Here is a 25,228-nt window from a genome sequence, read left to right as displayed (position 1 = left end):
TAACCCAAAGGGCTGACATGACGAACGTCTTCATTAGCTGGAGCGGCCAGCAGAGCAAAGAAATCGCTGAAGAGCTAAGAAACTGGATTCCTTCTGTCCTCCAGTTTGCTAAGCCCTACTACACTCCCAACGACATCGAAAAAGGTGCAAAATGGGGAAGCGAGATTTCCAAGAAACTTTCTGAGAGCAACATCGGCATAGTGTGCCTTACAAAGGAAAATTTCACCAAACCCTGGATCCTATTTGAGGCAGGCGCTTTATCAAAAGACTTAGAGCAATCAAAGGTATGTTCCATTTTGTTTGGAATGGAAAACACTGACTTAACAGGCCCATTGACAACCTTTCAAACAACGAATTTCAACAAGTCAGATTTTAAAAAAATGATGCAAACCGTCAACCAGAGCGGCGGAGAAAACGCTCTCCCCAAAGAGACATTCGACCGTGTCTTCGATATGTGGTGGCCTCAACTAAATGAAAAAATCTCCAGCATTATCGCTGAGGAAAAAGAAAATAGTCCGGAAGACTTACGCTCAGACCGCGACCTCCTGGAAGAGATACTGATACTTACTCGAGCAAGACAACGATCGAAAACGATAGAAACTGAAATAAACTCGGTTCCTGTCGCACTAGTTAGGGATTTCATCTCCACCATCGAGAACATGATGGAACACAACAAAAAGTTTACCTCGTCAAAAGTAAACGGTGAAGTAGCAAAGCAATTAAGGATAGCCGATTACTTACACAACAGAAGCGACGGTTTTGATTCTGAAATTTCACGTAAGTTAGAGAAACTCGAGGATGACTGTGGGAACTTTATTCCTTTCTAACCCATCCTGAGGCCCGCGCCCTCCGGGGGAGCGTTTCAGGCTTGAACGGGCGGAACGCAAGGCGCATTTTCCTGCACACGTCACCCCCCCAAGGCCCGTGCCTGACCTTGGGGAGGCGTGAAGCGCCTTCCCGGGGGGAAGGTCAGGCGCGGGCCGTGCGGCTACGCCTCACGCCCCAAAGGACCACCTTGCAGGCGCTGCATCTTGGGGCAAGTGTCTCAGCGAAGGGCTCCGCCCGTTCTTACCCCAAACAGTGCCCCGCACTGTTTGCCGCTGCGCGGTCCGGGACGAACTCCCGGGGGGAAGGTCAGGCGCGGGCCGTGCGGCTGACGCCTCACGCCCCAAGGGGCCACCTTGCAGGCGTTGCATCTTGGGGCAGATGTCTCAGTGAAGGGCGCCGCCCGTTCACGCCTCAAACAGCGCCCCGCACTGTTTGTCCCTTCGGGATCCGGCGTGAACTCCCGGATGCAAGGCCAGGCGCGGGCCGTGCGGCTACGCCCCACGCCCCAAAGGGCCACCTTGTAAGCGTTGCATCTTGGGGCAAGTGTTACAGCGTGGGGCTCCGCCCGTTCTTACCCCAAACAGTGCCCCGCACTGTTTGCCGCTACACGGTCCGGGACGAACTCCCAAATGCAAGGTCAGGCGCGGGCCGTGCGGCTAACGCCCACATCCCAAGGGGTATCCAGCAGGCGGTGCAACATGACTTCCTTCCTCCACAGACAGCCTGAAATCACCGTGGCTTTCGCGCGGGGCAGCGGCTAACCTCCGACCAAAACAGGGAGACAGAAATGACCGCCACCATGACCCCCGCGGATCTGCAATCCGTTCTGGCCGAAGGCTTTGCCGATTGGGTGCAGGCGCTGGATCTGACCGTGACCGAGGCCAGCCCAGAGGAAACCACCCTGCGCATGCCGCTGACGCCGAACCTGGCGCGCATGGGCGGGATCGTCTCGGGACAGGCGCTGGCGGCGCTGGCCGATACTTCGATGGTGCTGGCGGCCTTTGCCCATCAAGGCGGCGTGCGCCCGCTGGCAACCACCGATCTGCACACGCAATTCCTGCGCCCCGGGGTGGGCAGCGCGATCCTCTGCCGGGCGCAGGTGGTGCGGGCCGGCAAGGCGCTGGTCTTTGCCCGCGCAGAGATGAGCGAAGAGGACAGCGGCAAACTGGTCGCCACCGCCACCGCCAGCTTCTTTGCCGCCTGAGGTGAGGCGCAAAACGGCTATACCGCCCTTCCTTGCTGCGCTAGCGTGACCTCATGATCCTGCGTCTTTTCCTGATTGCCCTGATCCTCGCATCCTGCGGGCGCGAGCTGACGCAGCAGGAGCGTGCCTTTCTGTCGGACATTCACGGCAGCGACCTGAAGCCGGAAAAGGTGCGCATCATGGATGGCGCGCCAGTGGCCGCGACCACCTTCCGCCGCAAACCGCGCCCGCGCGTGGCCTGCCGCGAACGTATCCTGCCGCCAGTGAAGGACGAGATCGTCACATCCTCCCCCGCAGCGGTGACGCTGTTCAACCGGATCTATTATATCCGCGACTGGTACACCGAGAATTACCTGCCCGCCTACCCCGAGCGCCTGTATCTGGTGGAGGCGATGCTGCTGGCCCATGAGGTGACCCATGTCTGGCAATGGCAGAACCGGGCCCGCACCGGATATACCCCACTGCGGGCCGCAGCCGAGCATCGCGGCAACCCCGATCCCTATCTGTTCGAGCTGGACCAGAGCCCCGATTTCCTGAGCTATGGCTATGAACAGCAAGGCGCCATCGTTGAAGAATACGTCTGCTGCCGCGCGCTGGCGCCGCAGGGCGCCCGCACCCAGCGTCTGCATGCCATGCTGAAGGATGTGATGCCGGTTTCGGACCTGCCGCAAAGCCGCCAGAGCGACGTCTACCTGCCCTGGAAAGGCGCCGATCTGCGCGGCATCTGCAGCTGAGGCATATGCTACGGCTCAGCCTTCGGCCTGGATGCTTTCGAGGTAGGTCATCAGCGCGGCCAGCGGGCGCGGTGTCGGCGTCAGGGTGCCTTCGACCTCAACCGGAATCAGCTCGCCTTCCAGCAGGGAGCCGAATTCCGGCATGTATTCGGCGCTGACCTTGCCGCGTCCGTAACCATCAATCTGCGACAGCACTGCAGCGCGCGGGAACGCACCGTCATGGCGCGCGTTGATCTTGCGCAGGTCGGGCGCATCAAGCGTGGTCTCACGCTGGGCGAGATCACCATTTTCGCCATGGCACAGCGCGCAGTTCTGATTGAACAGGATCTGTCCTTCCTGCGCGGTGGGCATGCTGTTGACGATTTCGGTGCAGGCCACGGCAAGCCCGGCCACAAGCGGCAGCATGCAAAGGATCGTTTTGGTCTTCATGGCATCGTTCCTGTCGTTCTGGCCGCAACCGTCTCAGTCAGGGGCACTGTAACCGGCAGGTTTTGCTGCGTAAACCGGCGGCGGCAGAGATGCGCCCAGAAACCGGGGCCGCGTGCGCGCGGGCCTATTGCGGCGCGGCCGCCACCGCCCCGTCCTCCAGATGCAAAACCCGGTCCATCCGCGCGGCAAGGTCAAGGTTATGGGTCGCGATCAGCGCCGACAGGCCAGAACTGCGCACCAGATCCATCAAGACGCCAAAAACCTGATCCGACGTCCCCGGATCCAGATTTCCGGTCGGCTCGTCCGCCAGCAGCACACGCGGCTGGTTGGCCAGAGCCCGGCAAAAGGCAACCCGCTGCTGCTCGCCCCCGGACATTGCTGCCGGACGGTGCCCGGCGCGGGCCGAAAGGCCGACAAGATCCAGCAGCTCTGCCGCACGCGCCCGAGCCGCCTTCTGACTGGCGCCATTGGCCAGTTGCGGCAGGACGATGTTTTCGGCGGCGGTGAACTCGGGCAACAGGTGGTGGAACTGGTAGATAAAGCCTACATCGCTACGCCGCAGACCGGTGCGCGCCCGCTCGCCCAGCCCGGTGACATCCTGCCCACCGATACACAGGCTGCCCTCGTCCGGGGTATCCAGCAGACCGGCGATATGCAGAAGGGTCGACTTGCCTGCGCCAGACGGCGCGACAAGGGCCACGACCTCGCCCGGTTTCAGGGCCAGATCGACGCCCCGCAGCACATCCACCTGCGCCGCGCTGCCCCGGTTATAGGACTTGCTGATGCCTTTCAGCTCCAGCGCCAGTGCGCCTGCCTGCGATACCTGATCATTCATAGCGCAGGGCCTCCACCGGGTTCAGCCGGGCCGCCCGCCGGGCCGGAAAGATCGTCACCACGAAGGACAGACCAAGCGACAGGGCAACGGCCGAGAGCACATCGGGCAGGTTCAGCTCTGCCGGAAGCGCATAGATGCCCCGGATCGACGGATCCCAGACCCCGCCGCCCATCGCGTAGTTCACGAAGGAGAAGATCGGATCAATATAGATCGCGAAGAGGCAGCCCAAGACCACACCGCAAAGTGTACCAATCACACCGGTAAAGGCACCACAGATGAAGAACACCCGCATCACCGATCCTTCGCTCAGGCCGATGGTGCGCAGGATACCGATATCGCGGCCCTTATTCTTGACCAGCATGATCAGCCCCGAAACGATGTTCATCGTGGCGATCAGCACCAGAATGGACAGGATTATGAACATCACGTTGTCCTCGACCTCCAGCGCGCGCAGGAAACCACCCGAGGCATCGCGCCAGGTCCAGGCCCCGATCCCCTGTCCCGCCGCGCGCAGCAGCGGCAGCACCAATAGATCGACCTTTTCCGGGTCAGCCACCATTACCTCGATCTCGTCAGCAACGCCTTCCCGGTTGAAGAAGGCCTGCGCCGCGTCAAAGGGCATATAAAGACGGGTGCGGTCGATGTCATAGCGCCCTGCCGTGAAGATATAGACCACCTCATAGGCGTTGATACGCGGGCTGGTGCCAAATGGGGTTTTGACCCCATTGGGAGAGATCAGCTTGATCCGGTCGCCGACACTGACCCCCAACTCGCGCGCCACACCGGACCCGATGGCCACGCCTTCGCCAAACCGCTCCAGATCGCCAAGGCTTTCGTCGCTTTGGGCGACGCCAGGAATGGCCTTCAGGTCCGCGGCAGCGATACCAAAGACCTCGACCCCAGCATTGCGCTGGCGCAGGTTGGCCATCACCTGCCCTTTGATCAGCGGCGCGGCGCGGATCACACCGGGCACCTGCGACGCTGCTGCGGCCATCTCGGCGTAGTCTTCCAAGGTCCGGTCGATATTGCCCTCTGCCGTGACCTGCCCATGAGAATAGAGCGTCACATGCGCGTTGGCGCCCAGGATGGTGCCGACAAACTCAGACCGGAAGCCCGAGCGCACCGCCAACGTGGCGATCAGCGCAAATACCGCCAGAGTGATCCCGATCAGGCTGATCCAGGTCATCACGCTGACGCCGCCCTCGGCCCTGCGCGCACGCAGGTAGCGCCAGGCGATCATCCATTCAAAACGTGAAAACGGCGGAGGTGTCGTGGCCATGTGTGGTCCTGCCTGGGAGATTTGCGGACAACCTGTGCTGTCCGGCGTGCAGGGTCAAGGCAAGGCTGTATTGCCAAGGCGGTTTTGGTTTCATGGCTGGCCATCTCGCGACGGTTCCGCGCGGCGGCGGGTCCCCTGCTCTCACTCGGGAAGCCACCAAGAGACGCTCGCTCCCCGCTTACGTAATTCTACTTAAGATTGTAAAAGTTGGCGATTCATCTGATTGTATATATTCAAATATGTCCGAATACATCGGCGCCAAAATTTCGCCCGAAACGTTACTTTTTCGTTTATTTTCAGTATTTTAAATACCCACAAAGTAACCATTTCGTGACTTTGCCCCCAGGATCACAGCGACGTCAGAGACTGTGAGGGAGCCCCCCCTTGGCATCTCCACAATTCCCCCAGAAAGTGCGCAAACTTCAATTCAAACTGAGGATAACTCAATGACCGATCTTCGCATCGTCGCAACCAACACCTCTGCCCACGGCGGCACCTACACGACCCCTTTCTGGTTCGCCGCCCACGACGGCAGCTTTGACCTCTACAACACCGGCGAAGCTGCATCGGCTGCTCTGGAAGCCCTGGCCGAAGACGGTAACTTCGCTCCGGCAAACGAAGCGGTTGTGGCCGCAGACGCGGATGCCGTAACCGGCGCAGTGCTGGGTGCAGGCACCCCGCCGATTCTGGCACCGGGCGAAACCGCAACCGCAGAATTCTCCGTCGACGGTTCCTCCAACGGTCACCTGTCGCTGGCCGCAATGGTCATCCCCTCGAACGACGCCTTTGTCGGCACCGCAGATTCGCTGCAACTGTTCGACGAAAACGGCCACTTTATGGGCGCGCAAAACATCACCTTCGCAGGCAGCGACGTGCTGGATGCGGGCACCGAAGTTAACTCCGAGATCGCCGAAGAAGTGCCGCTCCTGGGCCAGATGGTGGCGAACACCGGCACCACCGAAGGTGGCGTCGTCGGCGCGCATGAAGGTTTCCTGCCCGAAGGCGAAGGCAACATCCTGGGCGGCACCAACGCGCTTGGTGAGCACATCGATGCGGTTGCGGCAGATTTCACCCGTGAGGGTGCTCAGATCGCTGAAATCCACATCAACGAATACGCTGTGACCGAAGGCTCCAACGGCTTCGATTTCATCCGCGGCTCTTCTGTGGATGATCTGGTCAACGGCGCCGGTGGCCGCGACGTTCTGATCGGCCGTGGCGGCTGGGACGAGCTGGACGGCGGCGAGGGCAACGATATCCTGATCGGCAACCGTGGCAACGACATGCTGACCGGCGGCGAAGGTCGCGACATCTTGAAAGGCGGTAGCGGTAGCGACACTCTGGACGGTGGCGCAGGTCGCGACATCCTGAAAGGCAACAAGGGCAGCGACGTGCTGGACGGTGGCGCTGGCCGTGACCGCATGAATGGCGGCCACGATGCGGACCTCTTTGTGTTCCAAACCGGCTACGACCGTGACCGCATCATTGGCTTCGATGCGGACGAAGACACGATCGCGCTGCACATCGAAGGCGTCGAAAGCTTTGACGATCTGAGCGGTCTGGCCACCGACCACGGCAACCGCACCATCCTCGACTTCGGAGAAGGCGATGCGCTGGTAATCAAGGGTGTGACCTTTGATGAGCTGAGCGCAGCAAACTTCGACTTCCTCTAAGCACGCGTGCGCAGCAAGCTTTTCGGTTTGCTGCGCAACGTCCTGTAGGAATGGCGATAGATACAAAAAGGGGGGCATCACTGCCCCCCTTTTCCATTTCAGTCTCGCGTTTGGAGGTTTCAGCCTAGTGCCTCAACCCTCTGCGCGCCGCCGCTCAGAAGCCGCGGCCCGAGGCGTGCTCGGCGTAGATCTCGACGATCTTTTTCACGGCGTCTTCCGGCGGCAGTTCCACGCTTTCGCCAGTCCGGCGCGAGGTGAGTTCCACCACGCCGTTCTTCAGCCCGCGCGGACCGACCGTAATACGCCAGGGTAGACCGATCAGATCCATGGTGGCGAATTTGCCGCCCGCGCGTTCCTTGCGGTCATCATACAGCGGGTCAAGACCAACCGCAGTCAGCGCGGCATAGATCTTGTCACAGGCCCCGTCGGCCTCGTCATCGCCTTGCTTCAGGTTGACGATACCGCAGTGGAACGGGGTCACGCCTTCGGGCCAGATGATACCCTTGTCGTCGTGGCTTGCTTCGATGATCGCGCCAACCAGACGGGAAACACCGATACCATGGCTGCCCATGTGTACGGGGATGGATTTGCCATCGGGGCCTTGCACCGTGGCCCCCATCGGTTCGGAATATTTGGTGCCGAAGTAGAAGATCTGACCGACCTCGATACCACGAGCACTGCGCTGACGCTCGGCCGGGATCTGGTCGAACAGCGCCGCGTCGTGGGTTTCGTCGGTCCGGGCATAAAGCGCGGTGAATTCTTCCATCACGGCGCGGCACTGGTCGTGATCATCATAGTCGATATTGCGCTGACCAAGGCGGATATCGGTCACCGCGCTGTCGTAGAAGACTTCGCTCTCGCCTGTGTCGGCCAGCACCAGGAACTCATGCGTATCATCGCCGCCAATGGGGCCAGAGTCCGCGCGCATCGGGATCGCCTGCAACCCCATGCGCTCATAGGTGCGTAGGTAGCTGACCAGATGACGGTTATAGGCGTGCAGCGCGTCTTCCTTGGTCAGATCGAAGTTATAGCCGTCCTTCATGTAGAATTCGCGTCCCCGCATCACGCCGAAACGCGGGCGGATCTCGTCGCGGAACTTCCACTGGATCTGGTACATGGTCAGCGGCAGATCCTTGTAGCTGCTGACATGGCTGCGGAAGATATCGGTGATCAGCTCTTCGGCGGTGGGTGTGAACAACAGATCGCGCTCGTGCCGGTCGGTGATGCGCAGCATTTCTTCGCCATAGGCATCATAGCGACCGCTTTCGCGCCACAGGTCTGCCGATTGCATGGTGGGCATCAGCACCGGGATATGGCCCGCGCGCATCTGTTCCTCATGGACGATGCCTTCGATTTTCTTCAGAACCTTGAAGCCCAGCGGCAGCCAGGAATAGATCCCGGCGGCGGACTGTTTGATCATGCCGGCCCGCAGCATGTAGCGGTGGCTGACGATCTGGGCCTCTGAAGGCGTCTCTTTCAGAACAGGCAGGAAGTAACGGGACAGGCGCATGTCGCTCTCATTCGTTCAAAGGGGTTTTCAAGCGGTCTAAGCCATCGCCGCGCCTCAGGCAATCGGGCTTTGGAGTGGCGGCAGCGGACAAACCGGATAATCGCCCGGAAAGCGCTTGAAGCACGGGTCAATTTTGTAAATGCTGGTTCAAATTTTTTGCGGAGGCCCAGATGCGCGACACCATTACCGAACCCGCCCGGGAAATCCCCGTCGTACATCGCACCGATGTGCTTGTCGTAGGCTCTGGCCCCGGCGGACTGGCGGCGGCGCTGGCAGCAGCGCGCTGCGGGGTCGATGTGACCCTGCTGGACCGGTTCGGCTGCTTTGGCGGCAATATCACCGCTGTCGGCGTCGAAGGTTTTGCCTGGTACCGGCACGAGCAGACGGTTGAGGCCGGTGGCATCGGCTGGGAATTCGAAGAACGCGCCAAGGCGATGGATGCCGCTGTGCCCGAAAGCCAGTCCCTGTCTTACGAGTTGGACGCCGAAGGCTTCAAACTGGTCGCAGATCGGCTGGTCGAGGAAGCAGGCATTCACCCGATGCTGCACCGCATGTTCGTGGCCCCGATCCGCGAAGGCAACCGGATCACCGGCGTGATCGTCGAATCAAAGGCAGGGCGCGAGGCGATCCTAGCTCAGCGGGTGATCGATGCGACAGGAGACGCCGATATCGCGCAGCTGATGGGCGCCCCCACAATCAAGACACCGGTGGAGGAAATGCAGGCCGCCAGCGTGATGTTCCACATCGCAGGCGTCGACAAGCAGAAGTTCATGGAAGGGGTCAAGGCAGACCCGCAGACCTACAGGGACTGGTCCACCGGGGAGTGGGAGGTGGAGACTTCCGGCAAGGAGGATGAGATGTTCTCTCCCTTCCTCGCCAAGCCCTTTGCGCAGGCGCTGCGCGACGGGCTGATCCCTGCGCATCTCAATACTATCGGCGGCACCTGGGGGGCTGTTCATGACAGTGGTGAGATGACCTATATGAATCTGGTGCATCTGGCAGGCTGCGACGGCACCGACCCGGACAGCATGACCCGGTTCGAGATTGAAGGACGCAAGCAGGCCATGCACGCGATCAATGCGCTGAAGGCATATACGCCTGGCTGCGAAGGCGCGCGGCTGCGCAATTTTGGCATGACCATCGGCATCCGCGACACCCGCAAGATCGACGCCCATCACAACATGACCGAGGATGAGGCCCGCAACCAGGGCCGGTTCGAGGATACCATCGGCATCTATCCCGAGTTCATCGACGGCTATGGCATCCTGATCCTGCCCACCACCGGGCGCTATATGCAGATTCCCTATCGCGCCATGCTGCCCAAAGGGGTGGAAAACCTGCTGGTGACCGGCCGCGCCATCGGCGGCGACAAGGTCGCCCATGCCGCCACCCGCAATATGGCCTGTTGCGCGGTGGCCGGTCAGGGCGCGGGCGTTGCCGCGGCACTATCCGTCAAATCCGCCTGCAGCCCGCACGCGGTGGACATTGCCGCCGTACAAGGTGAACTGACCCGTCAGGGCGTGCGCATCCACTGACGCAGACCGTGCAGAAACGCCCCTGCCCCACCCGGCACTCATTTGGCGGCACTTGCCGCTTGGCTGTTGCATGAGGCAACCGCATGGGCAATGACTGGGGTGATTGGCGAACATATCTCAGAGAGGCGCTTGGCATATGGCACTTCCGGCGAAGAAGCAGTTTCAATACTGGGGCGTTGCTGCCGTGGTTTGCGCAATCGTCCTCTGGGCTTTGGGAGACGTGTTGCTGCCCTTTGTGCTGGGCGCGGCGATTGCCTATCTGATTGATCCCATTGCCGACCGACTAGAGGCCGCAGGCCTCAGCCGTACCGCCGCAACTGCGGTGATTACTATCGGCGCCATGCTGGTCTTCATGCTGCTGCTGCTGGTGGTGGTGCCGACGCTGATCTACCAGCTGAGCGATCTGATCCGGGTTCTGCCCGAAGCCTTTCGCGATCTGCGCAACTTTGCGCAGGAACACTTCCCGTCGATCTTCACCGAAGGTAGCCGCGCGCAGCAAACCATCGCCTCCATCGCAGGCACCCTTCAGGGCAAGGGGATCGAGCTATTTGAATCCCTCGTCGGCTCAGCCGTCTCGGTCGTCAACCTGCTGGTGCTTTTCGTGATCGTTCCGGTTGTCTCGGTCTATCTGCTGCTGGACTGGGACCGGATGATCGAACGGATCGACGCGCTGCTGCCGCTGGACCATGCGCCGGTGATCCGCAAGCTAGCCGGTGAGATTGACGATGTGCTTGCCTCTTTCATCCGCGGCATGGGCACGGTCTGCCTGATTTTGGGCGTTTACTACGCTGTCGCCCTGATGCTGGTTGGTCTGAATTTCGGACTGGCGGTGGGTTTCATCGCCGGGCTCGTCACCTTCATTCCCTATCTGGGGGCGCTGGTGGGCGGCGCTCTGGCTATCGGACTTGCCCTGTTCCAGTTCTGGGGCGAATGGTGGTCGATCGGGCTGGTAGCCGGGATTTTTGCACTGGGTCAGGTGATCGAGGGCAATTACCTTACTCCGAAACTGGTTGGCGGATCCGTTGGCCTGCATCCGGTCTGGCTGCTGCTGGCCCTGTCGGTCTTTGGCGCGCTTTTTGGCTTTGTCGGCATGCTGGTTGCCGTGCCTGTTGCGGCAGCCTTGGGCGTAGTTGCACGTTTCCTCACGGGACAGTATCTGCACAGCCGTCTGTACCAGGGACTGAGCCACCGGGATTCGAAAAAGTAATATGGCGCAACAACTCAGCTTTGACCTGCCCGCCAAAACGGCTTTGGGCCGGGACGACTTTTTTGTCGCCCCGTCGAATGCCATGGCTGTGGCGCTGCTGGATCCGGGGTTCTCATGGCCCAGTGGCAAACTGGTTCTGACCGGCCCTGCCGGATCGGGAAAGACGCATTTGGCCCATGTCTGGGCCAGCCAGTCCGGCGCCCGGATCGTGCCGGCGGCAGATCTGACCGAGGCGATGGTGCCCGAGCTGGCAACCGCGCCCGTGGTCTTGGAGGACGTGCCGCAGATCGCCTCTGACAAATCCGCCCAGGAGGCTCTGTTTCACCTGCATAACTTGGTGCTGGCAAACGGGTTTGCCCTGATGATGACGGGGCGCGCGGCGCCCAACCTTTGGGGGCTGAGCCTGCCGGACCTGCAAAGCCGTGTTCAGGCCGCCACCCATGCCGAGCTGCAGCCGCCGGACGATGCCTTGTTGGCTGTGGTTCTGGCGAAGCTCTTCAATGACCGCCAGATCACCCCGAAACCCGACGTGATCCCCTATCTTGTGGCCCATATGGATCGCTCGTTTGCTGCGGCAGCCCGGATCGTCGAACAACTGGACCGCCTGTCGCTGGCGGAAAAACGCAACCTGTCGCGCCCCCTGGCGGTGCGGCTGATGTCCGAAGACCGCAGTGTTGCGGGCGAAACCCGGGTTGCCGGGACCGGCGGTTGACCCCGGCCCCACCCTAAACCATCCTAGATTCGAGACCCAAGACGGAGCGCCGACACCCGTGACCGAGGATCCTGCCACCCCCGACGCCACCGCCGACTGGGGGCCCTTTGGCCGCCCGCTGTTCGATGATCCCGATTCAAGGGCGCTGTCCCGGGTCGGGGTGGTGGATGTCGGGTCGAACTCCGTGCGTCTGGTCGTCTTTGACGGCGCGGCCCGCAGCCCGGCCTATTTCTACAACGAGAAGATCATGTGCGCCCTGGGGGCTGGCCTCTCGGAAACCGGGCGCCTGAACCCCGAGGGACGCAAACGCGCGCTGGCCGCGCTGCGCCGGTTCCAACACCTTGCCGATGGGATGGGGTTGCCACCCCTGTCGGTGGTCGCCACAGCTGCCGTGCGCGATGCCGAGGATGGCCCGGAGTTCTGCGCCGATGTGCTTCGCGAAACCGGGCTAAAGATCTGGGTGATCGACGGTCAGGAAGAAGCGCGCCTGTCCGCACAGGGCGTGTTGTTGGGCTGGCCCGGCTCTTATGGCCTGGTCTGCGATATCGGCGGCTCCTCGATGGAGCTGGCGGAAATCCACGACGGCGAGGTCGGCAAACGCGTCACCTCCTCTCTTGGCCCGCTGAAACTGCGGGACATCAAGGGCGGGCGCCGGGGGCGCAAGGCTCATATCGCCGAGGTCATGGCGGAACTGCGCGAGGAAATGGGCAAGCAGACCGACCGTCTGTTCCTGGTCGGCGGCAGCTGGCGCGCCATCGCCCGCATCGACATGGCCCGGCGCGGGTATCCGCTGAAGGTTCTGCACGAATACCGGATGAGCGCCAAGGACGTGCGCGCCACCCTGAAATATATCGAGAAACGCGACATCGAGGAGTTGCGCGCCGAAACCGGCATCTCCAACGCGCGGATGTCCTTGGTGCCCTATGCGATCGATGTGCTGTCCCGACTGGTCAAGACCTTCAAGCCCAAGGATATCGCCGTCTCAAGCTATGGCATCCGCGAAGGGCTGCTCTACGAACAGATGCCCCAACGCCTGCGCGAACGCGATCCGCTGGTCGAAGCCAGCCGTTTTGCCGAGGCCAAGGACGCCCGCATTCCCGGCTTCGGCAAGACGCTCTATGATTTTGTCATCCCGCTGTTCAGCAATGGGCCGCACACCAAGAAACGCCTGATCAAGGCTGCCAGCCTGCTGCATGATGTCAGCTGGCGCGCCCACCCCGACTATCGGGCTGAAGTCTGTTTCGACAATGCCACCCGTGCCAACCTCGGCGGGCTGAAACATTCCGAACGCGTATTCCTGGGGTTGGCGCTTCTGCATCGCTACCGCAACAAACGCCAGGGCACCGCCTTTGAATACCTTTATGATCTCTTGGATGAAAAAGGGCAGAAAGAGGCGGAAATCCTGGGCAAGGCCATGCGGTTTGGTGCCATGCTGATGGTCAGCGAAAACGGCGACATCGGTAAGCTGAAGTGGCAACCGCGCAAGAAACACTTGACGCTGGAACTGCCGAAAGCGACGGAGGCCCTTTATGGTGAGGTCGCCGAGGCCCGCCTGAAATCGCTCTGCGACACGCTGGAGGCAGAGCTGACCGTCAAAATTGTTGGCTAACCCGGTCGGCTGCGTAGACCGATTGGATCAACGGATAACAAAGGCGCGCGTCACCCTACGGCTTGCGTCCGTTAGAGATCGGTAACGCCGTTCTCCGGGACTTCGTCCTTCTCTTCAGGAGAGGGCGCCTCTGGCTTCTTGCGGATGATGATATCGCCATTGGGCAGGATTTCCGGCAGCTCGTAGCTGCTCCAATCCTCGACCTCGGCCGCAATGGCTGCCAGCGCCGGTCCCATCTCGGACAGAAATTCCCGCATGGAGGGGCCGATTTCTGCGGCCAACCCTTCCAGATCTTCCAGCGCGGGGGCCATTTCCTTGCGCAGCCCTTCCCAGAACAGCTCGGCGCCCTTTTCCATCAAACCCTTGCCATTCTCCTCGCTCTCCTGCGCCGCCACAGGGGCGGACAGGCACAGCAGGCAGGCGGCACTTACATGTAAAAACCGTTTCATGGGTCCAATATAAGCTTCCTATGCGATGATTTTAAGTCAGATCGATATCGAGGCTGACAGGGAAATGATCCGAGGCCATGAGCAGCGCCTCGCGCAGGACCTCATCGGCATAGCAATCAGCGTCCTCGAACGGGTGCCAGATCCGCCAGCGAGGATTATAGGCCGTCAGGCTTTGTGAAATCATCACATAGTCAAGGCACGCCCGGAAGAACCGTTTCTTTTCCTCATCATAAAACCGCGCGGTGCTGGGCACGATGCCGGGCCGGGGCTTTTTCAGGCTTTCGGCATGGGGATCGGTCAGATCCTGCCCCATGATAATCTCAACCGAGGACTGCCCGAAAAGGCGCTCGTATTCATCCAGACCCGGACCATCGTTCAGATCGCCCATCAGGATCAGATCATCCCCTGCCGCGATATGATCGGCAATGCGCCGGTGCAGCCAGATCGCCTGTGCCAACTGCGTGCGCCGGTTCTCAATGGCGCGCTGGATGATGGCGTCATGCCCCTTCACCCCATAGGGCGCCTTGGATTTCAGATGCGCGCCGATCATCCGCAGGGTCTTCCCCCCGGCTGTCGTGACGTTCAGCTCCAGCGGCGGCTTTGAAAACCGCACATGTTCCGGGATGGAATCGGTGTCGAGGTCCAGCTCGAAACGGGTATCGAAACGCGGCGCTTCCTTGCTGCTCCGGGCATCGTGTTCGGCGCTCAGCACCGCTGGGTCGTACATCAGGGCGATTTCCTGGTGGGTATCGGTGGCAAAGCCGCTGATCACCTCATTGGCGCGCAGCCCCGCCTCGGCGGCAAAAGCGCCAAGAGCGCGCACGGTCCGCTGCCGCCGCCCGGTATTGGGCGCCTCGATCACCATCACCGCGTCGGCATCAAGCGTCTGGAAAACATGCGCCAGCGATACCCCTTGGGTGTAGCGATCCACCCCGTGCCGCCCCGAGGGTTTATTGTCCAGAATAAGCTGGTCATTCTTGTCGAAGAGGTGTGAAAACCACTCGATATTATAGGTGACCAGCCGCATGTGCCCCGCATCCGTTGATCTCGTCCCAGGCGCGGTTGATGTCGATCATCCGCTTTTCCGCCAGACGCACCGCCTCTTCGGGGACGCCCCGAGCCAGCATTGCATCGGGATGGGTTTCCCGCACCAGTTTGCGCCAATGCTTGCGGATTTCATCAATCGGCATATCCGCCGACACCCCCAGAACTGTATAGGGATCCTTTGGCGCATCGGTCACAAACCGCGCGCGCAGGGCAGTGAACTGTTGCGGTGTCTGACCGAAGATGCGGCTGACCTCTTCCAGAAACTCATTCTCGCCGGGATGATAGAACCCATCTGCCAGCGCGATGTGAAACAGTCCTTCCATCAGATCGCAAAGGGTCGCCGGATCATTGGCAAACATGCGCTGGATACGCGCCGCATAGTCCTGATAGCCCGCCACATCGGTGCGCGCCATGTTGAAGACCCGGGCCGCGCCTGCCTCGTCATCGCGGGCGATCTGGAACACCTCGCGAAAGGCGGTCACCTCGTCCCGGGTGACCTGCCCGTCCGCCTTGGCCATCTTGGCCCCCAGCGCGATCACCGCGATGGCAAAACCCACGGTGCGTTCAGGTGGCGCCCGCAGGCGGTCAAAAACATCCGCCAGGCTTTCACCCTTGGCCAGCGCGCCCAGCGCATCGGATATGCGGCTCCAAAGAGACATAAGAAAAGCCTAATGCGGTTTGCGCGACCTGTCAGGACCACAGGCACCGGAAACAGGTGATTTTTTAACGCAGCAGACGAATACCGTGCGGCGTGTCGAATTCTGCCTCCATGGCAGCAGGTCCGGTTTCAAACACCAACCGACCGTCGTTGAGCGGCAAAAGCGCTTCAAGATCGGCCGCATCGGGATGCGCGATCACAAGGCGCCGCAACGCGCAGCCCTGCTGCTCCAGCCGAGGCGCGGGATGGGCGCTGTGCCATTCGATGAGCGCTGGAAACAGATTGTCAAAAGGCAGCTTGCCATCGGCGGGCACTGCCATATCCCAGACCAGATCGCCTCGGGTCAGCGGCACCGGGATCCCGGCCCCATCCGGCATCCGCTCCAGCAACTCCGGCAGGCCGGTTGCGCGGCAGATCCAGTTGGTCAGGCGCGGCATCCCGGAGAAACTATCGAGATCGAACCAGCGCGGACTGCGTTCCGGCGTTGCCTCGGGATCAATGGCGATGGCCTCCAGATAAAGCCCGTCCGCCAGCCCCAAAAGCCGGTTGTGCGTGCCGAATACCGGGTGCTGCCCGCCTGTCTGAAGCAGCACGCCAAGCGCGGCTTCGACATGGGCCGTGGCCTCCGCAAGCGTTTCACCGGCGACGGCAATGTGATCCAGTTCCATGGCTAAGCCCCTGTTGCGACTGATTTGTGTCGTTGTCTTTCGCGCGGACCCTAGCAAATTCACAGCGGAAGGAAACCCGCCACCTGAGCCGAAGGGCGCATAGCAACATCGCGGGTCTGACTGGGGGGGCCGATTTCAGCTTGATCTAAAGTCAACTTCAGAAATTAGGCTTGGAATCATCTGGCGCCCTGCCCGGCCTCGCGCCGCGCAGAAACGCGCATCATGACATAAAGCACAGACCCGCGGGGCCGCGCCCCGCCGGAACCGGAGAAGATCATGCACGACCAACTACCCCCGGAACAATGGGCCGCTCAACATATCCTTGGCATCTATGAAACCCACCTGCCGGTGCGGGATCTGGACCAGTCGCTGGCGTTTTATTGCGGCCAGTTGGGGTTGCCGCTGGCCCGGCGGCTGCCGGAGCGCAATGTCGCGTTTCTCTGGGCCGGACCAAAAGAAACCGGGATGCTGGGGCTTTGGGGCGCGGGCAGCGCGCCGCTGAGCATGCAGCTGCATTTTGCCTTTCGCGCCACGAAAGAGGCAGTACTTCAGTCCTTTGAGCGCCTGCCCACCCAGGGTATCACACCGCTTGGATTTAATGGCGCACCGGCGGATGAGCCTGTAGTTCTAGGCTGGATGCCTGCTGTCTCTGTCTATTTCAAGGACCCGGACGGCCATTCCATCGAGATGTTGCATATGCTGGATGAGGCGCCAGATGCGGATTTTGGCGTGGGCGATTATTCCGTATGGGAGAACCGGACGCACCGTTGATCCTGACGAGGAGAAGGCGGCTGAAACAGAAAACCCGGCGCCACGGGGCGCCGGGTGTCTCTTTTTCAGGCCAACGCGCTGACCGCAGGGATCAGCTGCGCGCCTCGCGGATCAGTTTCAGGATATCCTGCGCCGCCTCGGGGATATTGGTACCGGGGCCGAAGATCGCCTTGACGCCATTGTCATAAAGGAACTGATAGTCCTGCTGCGGAATAACACCGCCGCAGATCACGATGATGTCCTCTGCGCCTTGCTCTTTCAGCGCCTGAACCAGCTGCGGTGCCAGCGTCTTGTGACCTGCGGCCTGGCTGGAGATCCCGACCACATGCACATCGTTGTCGATAGCATCCTGTGCGGCCTCATCCGGGGTCTGGAACAGCGGGCCTACGTCGACGTCAAAACCGATATCAGCAAAGGCGGTCGCGATCACCTTGGCGCCGCGGTCGTGACCGTCTTGCCCCATTTTCACCACCAGAAGACGCGGACGGCGCCCTTCATCTGCAGCGAATTCATCGATCGATTTCTGGATCGCGGCAAAACCTTCGTCGCCTTCGTAAGCGGCGCCATAGACACCGGCCAGGGTTTTCACCTCGGCGCTGTGACGGCCGAATTCCTTTTCCATCGCCATGCTGATCTCTCCGACCGAAGCCCGGGCGCGGGCAGCTTCGACTGCGGCGGCCAGAAGGTTGCCACCTTCCTTGGCCACGCGGGTGACTTCATCCAAGGCAGCCGTGCAGGCCGCATCGTCGCGGGTGGCGCGGATCTTTTCCAGCCGCGCGATCTGGCTTTCGCGGACCTTGACGTTATCCACGTCCAGAATGTCGATCGGGTCTTCTTTTTCCTTGCGGTACTTGTTGACGCCGACGATCACCTCTTCGCCGCGGTCGATCATCGCCTGGCGACGGGCAGCGCTTTCTTCGATGCGCAGCTTGGGCATGCCAGAGGCGACCGCCTTGGTCATGCCGCCCATTTCCTCGACCTCTTCCATCAGGGCCCAGGCCTTGTCGATCAGCTCATTCGTCAGGCTTTCCACGTAGTAGGAACCGGCCAGCGGGTCGACCACATTGGTGACGCCGGTTTCTTCCTGCAGCACCAACTGGGTGTTACGGGCGATACGAGCCGAGAAATCCGTCGGCAGGGCAATCGCTTCGTCAAGCGCGTTGGTGTGCAGCGACTGGGTGCCGCCGAGGACAGCCGACATCGCTTCATAGGCGGTGCGGATCACGTTGTTATAGGGATCCTGCTCTTGCAAGCTGACGCCCGAGGTCTGGCAGTGGGTGCGCAGCATCTTGGAACGATCATTCTTGGCGCCAAAGTCGGTCATCACCCGGTGCCACAGGGTACGTGCGGCCCGGAGTTTAGAGATCTCCATAAAGAAGTTCATGCCGATGGCAAAGAAGAACGACAGACGGCCTGCGAACTTGTCCACGTCCATCCCGGCCTCGATCGCGGCGCGCACGTATTCGCGCCCATCAGCCAGCGTATAGGCCAGTTCCTGCACCAGGTTCGCGCCGGCCTCCTGCATGTGGTAGCCGGAGATCGAGATGGAGTTGAATTTCGGCATCTCGTTCGACGTATATTCGATGATGTCCGAAATGATCCGCATCGAGGGTTCGGGCGGATAGATATAGGTGTTGCGCACCATGAACTCTTTCAGAATGTCGTTCTGAATGGTACCCGCCAGCAGGCTCTTGTCGTGGCCCTGCTCTTCACCTGCGACGATGAAGTTCGCCAGGATCGGGATCACCGCGCCGTTCATGGTCATCGACACCGAGACCTTGTCGAGCGGGATACCGTCAAAGAGGATTTTCATGTCCTCGACACTGTCGATGGCAACGCCGGCCTTGCCGACATCGCCCACCACGCGGGGGTGGTCGCTGTCATAACCGCGGTGGGTGGCCAAGTCGAAGGCAACCGAGACGCCCTGCTGACCGGCAGCCAGGTTGCGGCGATAGAATGCGTTACTTTCCTCGGCGGTCGAGAAACCGGCGTATTGCCGGATGGTCCAGGGGCGGCCGGCATACATGGTCGCCTTCACGCCTCGCGTGAACGGGCCGAACCCTGGAAGCGTGCCCATATGGGGCAGCGCCTTGGTGTCTTCCTCGGTATAAAGCGGCTTGACGTCGATCCCTTCGAGCGTCTGCCAGGTCAGGTCCTCAAGCGGGCGGCCACGCAGCTCTTTTTCAGCCAGAGCCCGCCAATCGTCTGTCTTCGTCATGGGGTCTTCCTCTCGTCAAGTCGGTACGGAGCGGGTTTTGTCCCGCCACCTGTTTTTCCGGGTCATACATAATACGGGCCAGGCCATCGGCGCCCGAGGCCAGCCACATGAGATCATCAGCGTAACGCTCGCGCAGCACCGCGCTTTGCACCTCGTCCAGGGGGCGCCAGCGGCCCTCTCCTTCGGGCAGGCTCCGGGCGGCCGAGGTTGGGATCATGCCGCGCAGTTCTTCCAGTCGCGGGGACGCCGCATGGCGCATGCGGGCGTTTTCGCGTGGCGCCTTGCACCCGGTCAGCAGCTCCAGCTGCAACTCGGGGCGGCCCCCAAAGGTTTCAAAGGGCAGCACCCGGATTTCAGTATCCGGCATGCTGCAGGCCATGTCGGTCAGCACATCACGCCAGCTGCGGGAGCTTTCAAGCAGCCGGTTCAACTGCCCCGCGGCAGGCACCCGATGGCCACGCGCAACTGCATAGGTCAGCGCTGAGGTCCAGTAAGCTTCGAGGCTGCGCAGGTTCACCGCCAGCACCGACACCCTGCCATCAAAGGCTTCGTTGAAGCGCGCCAGACGTTCTCCGATCCCGCAGTAGAGCCCGGCAAGGCGCAGGTTTTCCCGCACGCTGCCGATCATGTTCTCGTCGCTGATCAGCAACTGCTCGGTACCCGCATCGCGGCTCTGGTCCAGACGCATCCGAAGCCGCCCACGCGCCCGTTTGGAGGCCGCCGCAGCGCTGCCCACGGACGGGGTTGGTTGAATGCCGTGAAACAGCCCGTCCCGGGTCAGATCCGGGCCCCAGACCTCCAGCCGCTGTTCGGCCAGCGTGGCGGCATTGAACCGCAGATAATCCTGAAACGAGGTGGTGGCGCACCGATGAGCACCGACATGAACAATTACTTGCATCGCTTTTCCAGTCCTTTGGACGGGGTCCGTTTTTGCGGACCATCAGAGGGAGACGGACGGATCATGCCCTCTTCACCCTCTCAAAGCGGTTAATGTCCTCTGAATTTTTTTCGGCTCGGACACATTCGGCCATCGCATTCGCACCGGCGCGGCATATATTGACAGCAACAGGAGAGATCATGAAACCAATCCTAGCCCTTGTTCTGACAGCTTTTCTTCCCTGCGCCACCATTGCAGCCGGTGCCAGCGCCGAGGAAGCAACCACCGCCGATACCACAGGGTGGATCGAACCAGAGTACAAAGGCGATCTGAGCGATTTCCTGTGGCACAAACGGCCCGTTGTGGTCTTTGCCGACAGCCCTGAGGATCCGCGATTCCATGACCAGATGGAACGGCTGGCAAAACGTGCGGCGGATTTGCTGGACCGGGACGTGGTTGTTCTGACCGACACCGATCCAAGCGCGCGGTCCGACCTGCGCAAGAAACTGCGCCCGCGCGGCTTTATGCTGGTGTTGGTGGGCAAAGACGGCGGTGTGAAACTGCGAAAACCGCATCCCTGGACAGTGCGGGAGCTGACCCGGACCATCGACAAATTCCCATCGCGCCTGCGCGAGGTCGAAGAACGCCGCGGCAGCTGAGGCGTCAGCCGCTGCCGCGCACGTAGATCAGCGCCCCGGCCTGCCGGTCGAGCACGATCATCGCATCGCCATCCGGCACGAAAATCAGCTGCGAAGTCGGGTTCATGATGGCCTGATAGTAGACGCCCTTGACCAGTTCGGTCATGCAGTGTGCCCCAGCCAAACCGGAGTTCAGCACGCTGATCCCCTGCGGCAGATCGCGAGACATGATTTCCTCGGTCAGCGCGTTGGGTGTTTTGCCCCGAACATCGAAATAGACCGGTTTGCCTGCCGAGAGCATATTCATGCCCGTCGCCATCGACCGTGCCCGGGACACCAACGAGCTGATGCGCGGGCTTTCGATGTAGAAGACCGCCGCAGTGCAACTGCTTGAGGATTCGAAGAAATAGGTCTCGCCCAGCTTGACCCAGGGCGCGATCTGAGCGCGCACTTCCTCTTCCTTGTCCAGCGCACAGGCCGCCAGCACCAAAAGGCCCGACAGCAGACTGACAGCAATGCGGATCATGTGGCGCCTCCGGAAACCCTTGATACCTCTCGCGTGCGGGCTGGACGCGGCACGAAACCGCCCCCACCATGCAGGAGCGGTCGCGGGCCCATCGCCCCGTCCGGATTAATCTGCCAGCCAATTCTGAAGAATTCGTGCATGGGTTGTCATACCCCGCACAAAAAAGGGCAGCTCCGGCCTCAGGGCGATGCCTTGTCCGGCCTCGCAGGCGGACTCGCGGGGCAGATCGCCCCGCAAACCCTCCGGCAAGTATGGCTGCCCTCTGGTGCACCTTATTCGAACTCCATGATGACATCGTCCACAGCGAGGCTGTCACCGGCGCTTGCGTTGACCTTGGACACAATCCCCTTGCGTTCGGCGCGCAGGATGTTTTCCATTTTCATCGCTTCAACGGTGCAAAGCGGCTGGCCTTCCTGCACTTCCTGACCAACCTCGACATCGACTTTGACGATCAGGCCAGGCATCGGGCAGAGCAGCATCTTGGAGGTGTCCGGCGGCAGCTTCTCGGGCATCAGGCGCGCGAGTTCCGCCTGACGCGGCGTGCGCACGTGCACCTTCAGATCGGCGCCGCGGCTGCGGATGCGGAAGCCGCCAGAGATCTTGCCAACCTTCAGAACCAGCCCGCTGTCATCCGTCGAAACCCGCGCCAGCTGATCGCCCGGCGTCCAGTCCGAAGCCACCCGGACCGTCTCCCCGTCGGCAAAGCGCACGGTAGAGCCGGAGGGATCTGCCTCGATTGTCACATCGAAGGACTGGCCCTGAAGCGTCACAACCCAATCGGTTCCCACCTTGCGTTCGTGGTTGTCCATACGGCCCGACACACGAGTGCGGCGGATTTCGGCGACGCGGTGCATGGCTGCGGTGGCAGCTGCGATGCGGCGCAGCTCTGCCTCGGGCAGTTCGACGCCTTCAAACCCGTCCGGGTACTCTTCGGCGATAAAGGCGGTGGTCATATCACCGCTAACGAATTTCGGATGATCCATCACAGCCGACAAGAACGGCAGGTTGTGACCGATGCCCTCAACCTCGAACCCGTCCAGCGCATCACGCATGGCGGCAATCGCTGCCTCACGGGTCGGAGCCCAGGTGCAAAGCTTGGCGATCATCGGATCGTAATACATCGAGATCTCGCCGCCCTCGTAGACGCCGGTGTCATTCCGCACTGCGACGGGACCTTCGGGGGCATCACCCTGCCATTTGCCGTTTTCCAGCAGCGGGCCAGAGGCTTGCTCTGCCGGGGGACGATAACGGGTCAGACGACCGATGGAGGGCAGGAAGTTGCGATAGGGATCTTCGGCGTAAAGGCGGTTTTCAATCGCCCAACCGGTCAGTTTCACATCATCCTGAGTAATGCTGAGCGGCTCACCACCGGCGACACGGATCATCTGCTCCACCAGGTCAACGCCAGTGATCAGCTCGGTCACGGGGTGTTCCACCTGCAGGCGGGTGTTCATTTCCAGGAAATAGAAGTTCTTGTCGCCATCAACGATGAATTCCACCGTACCGGCAGAGGCATAGCCCACCGCCTTGGCCAGGGCGACTGCCTGCTCACCCATCGCCTTGCGGGTGGCTTCATCAAGGAAAGGCGACGGCGCTTCTTCGACGACTTTCTGGTTCCGGCGCTGGATCGAGCATTCGCGCTCCCCCAGATAGATGCCGTTGCCGTGGGTGTCGCAGAGCACCTGAATTTCGATGTGGCGTGGCTGTGTGACGAATTTCTCGATAAAGATCCGGTCATCGCCAAAAGAGTTCGCCGCCTCGTTCTTGGAGGACTGGAAGCCTTCGCGGGCCTCCTCGTCATTCCATGCAATCCGCATGCCTTTGCCGCCGCCACCGGCAGAGGCCTTGATCATCACCGGGTAGCCGATCTCGTTCGAGATCTTCACCGCCTCATCGGCGTCCTCTATGAGGCCCATGTAGCCGGGAACCGTGCTGACGTTTGCCTCCTGAGCAATCTTCTTGGAGGTGATCTTGTCACCCATGCTTTCGATGGCCCCTACGGGGGGGCCGACAAAGGCGACGCCCTCGGCGGCCAGCGCCTCGGCGAATTTGGAGTTCTCCGACAGGAAGCCATAGCCGGGATGCACCGCCTGGGCGCCGCTCTGGCGGATGGCCTCCATGACCTTGTCGATCACGATATAGGACTGGTTCGCGGGCGGCGGGCCGATGTGCACGGCCTCATCCGCCATCTGAACATGCAGCGCCTGCTTGTCCGCATCAGAATAGATGGCAACGGTCTTGATGCCCATTTTGCGCGCCGTCTTGATGACGCGGCAGGCGATCTCGCCCCGGTTGGCGATCAGGATCTTATCAAACATTGGCAGTCCCTTGTTCTCTTTTGAGCCGGAATGCAGAACGCCGCCCCCGGGACGTACCCGGACGCGGCATCTGCGCGGTGGTTGAACCGGCCTCGAGGGGCCGGAATGTCAGGGCAAGGGCCGCGGCAATGCGATCAGCATTTGCCAGGGTTTTCCTTGCAGTAGATGAGATTTGCAGCTGTGCCGACAGCGGCGCCGGTGACCGGGTTGCCGTCGAGCAACAGCGAGCCGAGCGCGCCTGCGCTGGCGCCATAGACGACCTGCTCGCCGGTTGACTGCCCACAGGCCGCCAATCCGCCGCACAGGGCCAGGAGCGAGAGTATCCGTGTTGCCTGCATTGCCGTTTTCCTTTTCTGACCGAATTTATCTGGCCAGAAAAGATTGCAGGACGCCCAACGAGCCGCAACGCGCGGGGCCTCTGGATGCCGGAATGAGCGATGGACCGCCCGCTTTCCCGCAGCCTGTGGCGGGGTTCCGCGCACTGGATGCACTCAAGGAACGGGCAAATATTGCGGCGCAGAAAAAGAGGCAGGCCGCGGATGGGGGCGCGGTCCTGCCCATCCAAGTCAAGGGACTGGAACAGATGCGTGACAGCGCGAGCATTCCGTACTGTCACATCCAGAATGCAGCTATTGGCAGGGGTGGAAAGCCCGGTGTTCTGCAACGCCACTGACTGCGCAGCTTCCCGCTGAAAGGCGCGCCCCATGTGCGAATTCACGCCGACGCAGCGCACAGAATCCCGGCATTGGCCGCCAAACAGGCGGACGGACGGACCACCAGGCACCGGGCCTGCCGCGCATTCGCGCAGCGCCGTGATATGGTAGCCCGCCAGAGCCATCAATCTGCGGTCCCGTCAAAGGCTTCAGGGAAGGACAAACGCGCGACATCCACATCGATGACAAGCAGCGCCTCGTAATCTTCGGGATCAAAGGGATCTTCGGCGGCCACGACTTCGCGCCCGAACAGCCAGCTCAGCCGCCCGGCATCAAGGTTGCCCCGTTCGAAAGGCTGGTCGCCAAAATTCTCCCACAGCGCCCGCATAAAGGCCGCGTCGGCCCTGCGGTCCGGCGGACGCCGGTCGCGGAACCGCTCACGCTGAGTGATCGGCGTGACCCCTTTGGGGTTTGGACGACGAATGGTGAACTGGAAATCGGTACCCGGAAGACGGCCGGGAAACCCGCGGTGTTTCAGCATGGTGATGCCTCCAGTCCGGCACCCCGCGCGGCGACTGGGGCCGGCCACAGGGCCGGACCCCTGACGATGTTACTTGTATTTGCCGGTGTAGGTCGGTTCGACCGAGATGGGCTCGGGCTCCACCACGACAAATTCTTCTTCTTTTGAGCCGCATGCAGCGACGGTCGCCAGCAAACCAGCCAGCGTGAAAAGCTTGATGCTCTTGGACATTTCTGTCTCCTGATTATTGTCCTGAAACCCGCCGAGGGAAGTACCTCTGCAGGGTTCGACCTCAATATGCGGACGGCATTTGCGCCGCCCAGCTGCATCATA

Annotated in this window: 26 protein-coding genes; 11 read left to right on the top strand and 15 right to left on the bottom strand. The window is 61.3% G+C overall.

Features of this window, described 5'->3' with window-relative positions:
* Nucleotides 1-17 precede the first annotated feature (17 nt).
* The 3 genes from SM765_RS17065 (at nucleotide 18) to SM765_RS17055 (ending at nucleotide 2,766) form a co-directional block, all read left to right on the top strand.
* Nucleotides 18-827 carry a TIR domain-containing protein gene (locus tag SM765_RS17065; RefSeq protein ID WP_368981639.1) on the top strand — a complete coding sequence of 270 codons (810 nt, stop codon included), beginning with the start codon at nucleotides 18-20 and terminating at the stop codon, nucleotides 825-827.
* A gap of 788 nt (nucleotides 828-1,615) precedes the next feature.
* Entirely contained in the window at nucleotides 1,616-2,032 is a 417-nt protein-coding gene (locus SM765_RS17060) for a PaaI family thioesterase (protein ID WP_274838653.1), read from the top strand.
* A gap of 53 nt (nucleotides 2,033-2,085) precedes the next feature.
* Entirely contained in the window at nucleotides 2,086-2,766 is a 681-nt protein-coding gene (locus tag SM765_RS17055; protein ID WP_274832522.1) for a hypothetical protein, read from the top strand.
* Between the two features lie 15 nt (nucleotides 2,767-2,781).
* Here SM765_RS17055 and SM765_RS17050 read toward each other — a convergent pair whose 3' ends face one another.
* The 3 genes from SM765_RS17050 to SM765_RS17040 all read right to left on the bottom strand — a co-directional run bounded on the left by SM765_RS17050 (nucleotide 2,782) and on the right by SM765_RS17040 (nucleotide 5,309).
* Nucleotides 2,782-3,195: a c-type cytochrome gene (locus SM765_RS17050; RefSeq protein ID WP_274838652.1), complete on the bottom strand. Its 414-nt coding sequence runs from the start codon at nucleotides 3,193-3,195 to the stop codon at nucleotides 2,782-2,784.
* 124 nt (nucleotides 3,196-3,319) lie between these two features.
* Entirely contained in the window at nucleotides 3,320-4,030 is a 711-nt protein-coding gene (locus SM765_RS17045; RefSeq protein ID WP_065270735.1) for an ABC transporter ATP-binding protein, read from the bottom strand.
* Complete coding sequence (locus SM765_RS17040) at nucleotides 4,023-5,309, bottom strand: lipoprotein-releasing ABC transporter permease subunit (RefSeq protein ID WP_274835708.1); 1,287 nt, start codon at nucleotides 5,307-5,309, stop codon at nucleotides 4,023-4,025. The genes SM765_RS17045 and SM765_RS17040 overlap by 8 nt, the downstream gene beginning before the upstream one ends.
* A 446-nt stretch (nucleotides 5,310-5,755) precedes the next feature.
* Between SM765_RS17040 and SM765_RS17035 the strand changes: the two genes are divergently transcribed.
* Nucleotides 5,756-6,979: a spondin domain-containing protein gene (locus SM765_RS17035; RefSeq protein WP_274835709.1), complete on the top strand. Its 1,224-nt coding sequence runs from the start codon at nucleotides 5,756-5,758 to the stop codon at nucleotides 6,977-6,979.
* A 154-nt stretch (nucleotides 6,980-7,133) separates the two neighbouring features.
* Here the strand turns inward: SM765_RS17035 and proS are convergent, their stop codons facing one another.
* Nucleotides 7,134-8,489: a proline--tRNA ligase gene (gene proS / locus SM765_RS17030; RefSeq protein WP_274838651.1), complete on the bottom strand. Its 1,356-nt coding sequence runs from the start codon at nucleotides 8,487-8,489 to the stop codon at nucleotides 7,134-7,136.
* A 170-nt stretch (nucleotides 8,490-8,659) separates the two neighbouring features.
* On the opposite strand from proS, the gene SM765_RS17025 reads away from it, so the two are divergent.
* From SM765_RS17025 to SM765_RS17010, 4 genes are all read left to right on the top strand, one after another.
* Complete coding sequence (locus tag SM765_RS17025) at nucleotides 8,660-10,024, top strand: FAD-dependent oxidoreductase (RefSeq protein WP_274838650.1); 1,365 nt, start codon at nucleotides 8,660-8,662, stop codon at nucleotides 10,022-10,024.
* A gap of 136 nt (nucleotides 10,025-10,160) precedes the next feature.
* The gene (locus SM765_RS17020; protein ID WP_274838649.1) at nucleotides 10,161-11,231 is read left to right on the top strand and encodes an AI-2E family transporter; all 1,071 of its coding nucleotides are present in this window, start codon (nucleotides 10,161-10,163) and stop codon (nucleotides 11,229-11,231) included.
* 1 nt (nucleotide 11,232) lies between these two features.
* Nucleotides 11,233-11,943 (top strand): HdaA/DnaA family protein, encoded by a 711-nt coding sequence (locus SM765_RS17015; protein ID WP_274838648.1) that lies wholly within the window; start codon nucleotides 11,233-11,235, stop codon nucleotides 11,941-11,943.
* 58 nt (nucleotides 11,944-12,001) lie between these two features.
* A complete protein-coding gene (locus tag SM765_RS17010; RefSeq protein WP_274835713.1) occupies nucleotides 12,002-13,552 on the top strand; it encodes a Ppx/GppA family phosphatase in 1,551 nt (516 codons plus the stop codon).
* Nucleotides 13,553-13,623: 71 nt separating this feature from the next.
* Here SM765_RS17010 and SM765_RS17005 read toward each other — a convergent pair whose 3' ends face one another.
* The 4 genes from SM765_RS17005 to SM765_RS16990 form a co-directional block, all read right to left on the bottom strand.
* On the bottom strand, nucleotides 13,624-14,001 hold the full coding sequence (locus SM765_RS17005; RefSeq protein ID WP_274835714.1) for a hypothetical protein: 378 nt from the start codon (nucleotides 13,999-14,001) through the stop codon (nucleotides 13,624-13,626).
* Nucleotides 14,002-14,032: 31 nt separating this feature from the next.
* Entirely contained in the window at nucleotides 14,033-15,028 is a 996-nt protein-coding gene (locus SM765_RS17000) for an endonuclease/exonuclease/phosphatase family protein (protein ID WP_274838647.1), read from the bottom strand.
* Nucleotides 15,009-15,707, bottom strand: a complete 699-nt coding sequence (locus tag SM765_RS16995; RefSeq protein ID WP_274828372.1) for a molecular chaperone DjiA — start codon at nucleotides 15,705-15,707, stop codon at nucleotides 15,009-15,011. The genes SM765_RS17000 and SM765_RS16995 overlap by 20 nt, the downstream gene beginning before the upstream one ends.
* 64 nt (nucleotides 15,708-15,771) lie before the next feature.
* Nucleotides 15,772-16,374 (bottom strand): VOC family protein, encoded by a 603-nt coding sequence (locus tag SM765_RS16990; RefSeq protein WP_274838646.1) that lies wholly within the window; start codon nucleotides 16,372-16,374, stop codon nucleotides 15,772-15,774.
* 276 nt (nucleotides 16,375-16,650) lie between these two features.
* On the opposite strand from SM765_RS16990, the gene SM765_RS16985 reads away from it, so the two are divergent.
* Complete coding sequence (locus SM765_RS16985; protein WP_274835717.1) at nucleotides 16,651-17,145, top strand: VOC family protein; 495 nt, start codon at nucleotides 16,651-16,653, stop codon at nucleotides 17,143-17,145.
* A 91-nt stretch (nucleotides 17,146-17,236) separates the two neighbouring features.
* Here SM765_RS16985 and scpA read toward each other — a convergent pair whose 3' ends face one another.
* The gene (gene scpA, locus SM765_RS16980) at nucleotides 17,237-19,363 is read right to left on the bottom strand and encodes a methylmalonyl-CoA mutase (protein ID WP_065270747.1); all 2,127 of its coding nucleotides are present in this window, start codon (nucleotides 19,361-19,363) and stop codon (nucleotides 17,237-17,239) included.
* A complete protein-coding gene (locus tag SM765_RS16975) occupies nucleotides 19,329-20,261 on the bottom strand; it encodes a hypothetical protein (protein ID WP_274838644.1) in 933 nt (310 codons plus the stop codon). The genes scpA and SM765_RS16975 overlap by 35 nt, the downstream gene beginning before the upstream one ends.
* A gap of 179 nt (nucleotides 20,262-20,440) precedes the next feature.
* Here SM765_RS16975 and SM765_RS16970 point away from each other — a divergent pair, with 179 nt between their 5' ends.
* Nucleotides 20,441-20,899 (top strand): DUF4174 domain-containing protein, encoded by a 459-nt coding sequence (locus SM765_RS16970; RefSeq protein ID WP_065270749.1) that lies wholly within the window; start codon nucleotides 20,441-20,443, stop codon nucleotides 20,897-20,899.
* A 4-nt stretch (nucleotides 20,900-20,903) separates the two neighbouring features.
* Here SM765_RS16970 and SM765_RS16965 read toward each other — a convergent pair whose 3' ends face one another.
* From SM765_RS16965 to SM765_RS16955, 3 genes are all read right to left on the bottom strand, one after another.
* On the bottom strand, nucleotides 20,904-21,404 hold the full coding sequence (locus tag SM765_RS16965) for a hypothetical protein (protein WP_065270750.1): 501 nt from the start codon (nucleotides 21,402-21,404) through the stop codon (nucleotides 20,904-20,906).
* A 272-nt stretch (nucleotides 21,405-21,676) separates the two neighbouring features.
* A complete protein-coding gene (locus SM765_RS16960; protein ID WP_274838643.1) occupies nucleotides 21,677-23,722 on the bottom strand; it encodes an acetyl-CoA carboxylase biotin carboxylase subunit in 2,046 nt (681 codons plus the stop codon).
* Between the two features lie 134 nt (nucleotides 23,723-23,856).
* Complete coding sequence (locus SM765_RS16955; RefSeq protein ID WP_065270752.1) at nucleotides 23,857-24,060, bottom strand: hypothetical protein; 204 nt, start codon at nucleotides 24,058-24,060, stop codon at nucleotides 23,857-23,859.
* A 92-nt stretch (nucleotides 24,061-24,152) separates the two neighbouring features.
* Here SM765_RS16955 and SM765_RS16950 point away from each other — a divergent pair, with 92 nt between their 5' ends.
* Nucleotides 24,153-24,395 (top strand): hypothetical protein, encoded by a 243-nt coding sequence (locus SM765_RS16950; RefSeq protein WP_274838642.1) that lies wholly within the window; start codon nucleotides 24,153-24,155, stop codon nucleotides 24,393-24,395.
* 164 nt (nucleotides 24,396-24,559) lie between these two features.
* Here the strand turns inward: SM765_RS16950 and SM765_RS16945 are convergent, their stop codons facing one another.
* Together SM765_RS16945 and SM765_RS16940 are read right to left on the bottom strand one after the other, a co-directional pair.
* Nucleotides 24,560-24,916: a hypothetical protein gene (locus SM765_RS16945; protein WP_274828367.1), complete on the bottom strand. Its 357-nt coding sequence runs from the start codon at nucleotides 24,914-24,916 to the stop codon at nucleotides 24,560-24,562.
* 69 nt (nucleotides 24,917-24,985) lie between these two features.
* Nucleotides 24,986-25,126 (bottom strand): hypothetical protein, encoded by a 141-nt coding sequence (locus SM765_RS16940; RefSeq protein WP_165832697.1) that lies wholly within the window; start codon nucleotides 25,124-25,126, stop codon nucleotides 24,986-24,988.
* Nucleotides 25,127-25,228 lie beyond the last annotated feature (102 nt).

The organism is Pseudophaeobacter sp. 1A09344 (genome assembly GCF_041008745.1).
GTDB classification, from domain to species: Bacteria; Pseudomonadota; Alphaproteobacteria; order Rhodobacterales; family Rhodobacteraceae; genus Phycobacter; species Phycobacter gallaeciensis_A.
Note: the sequence above shows the minus strand (reverse complement) of the source record. Positions and strands in the feature narration are given on the sequence as shown.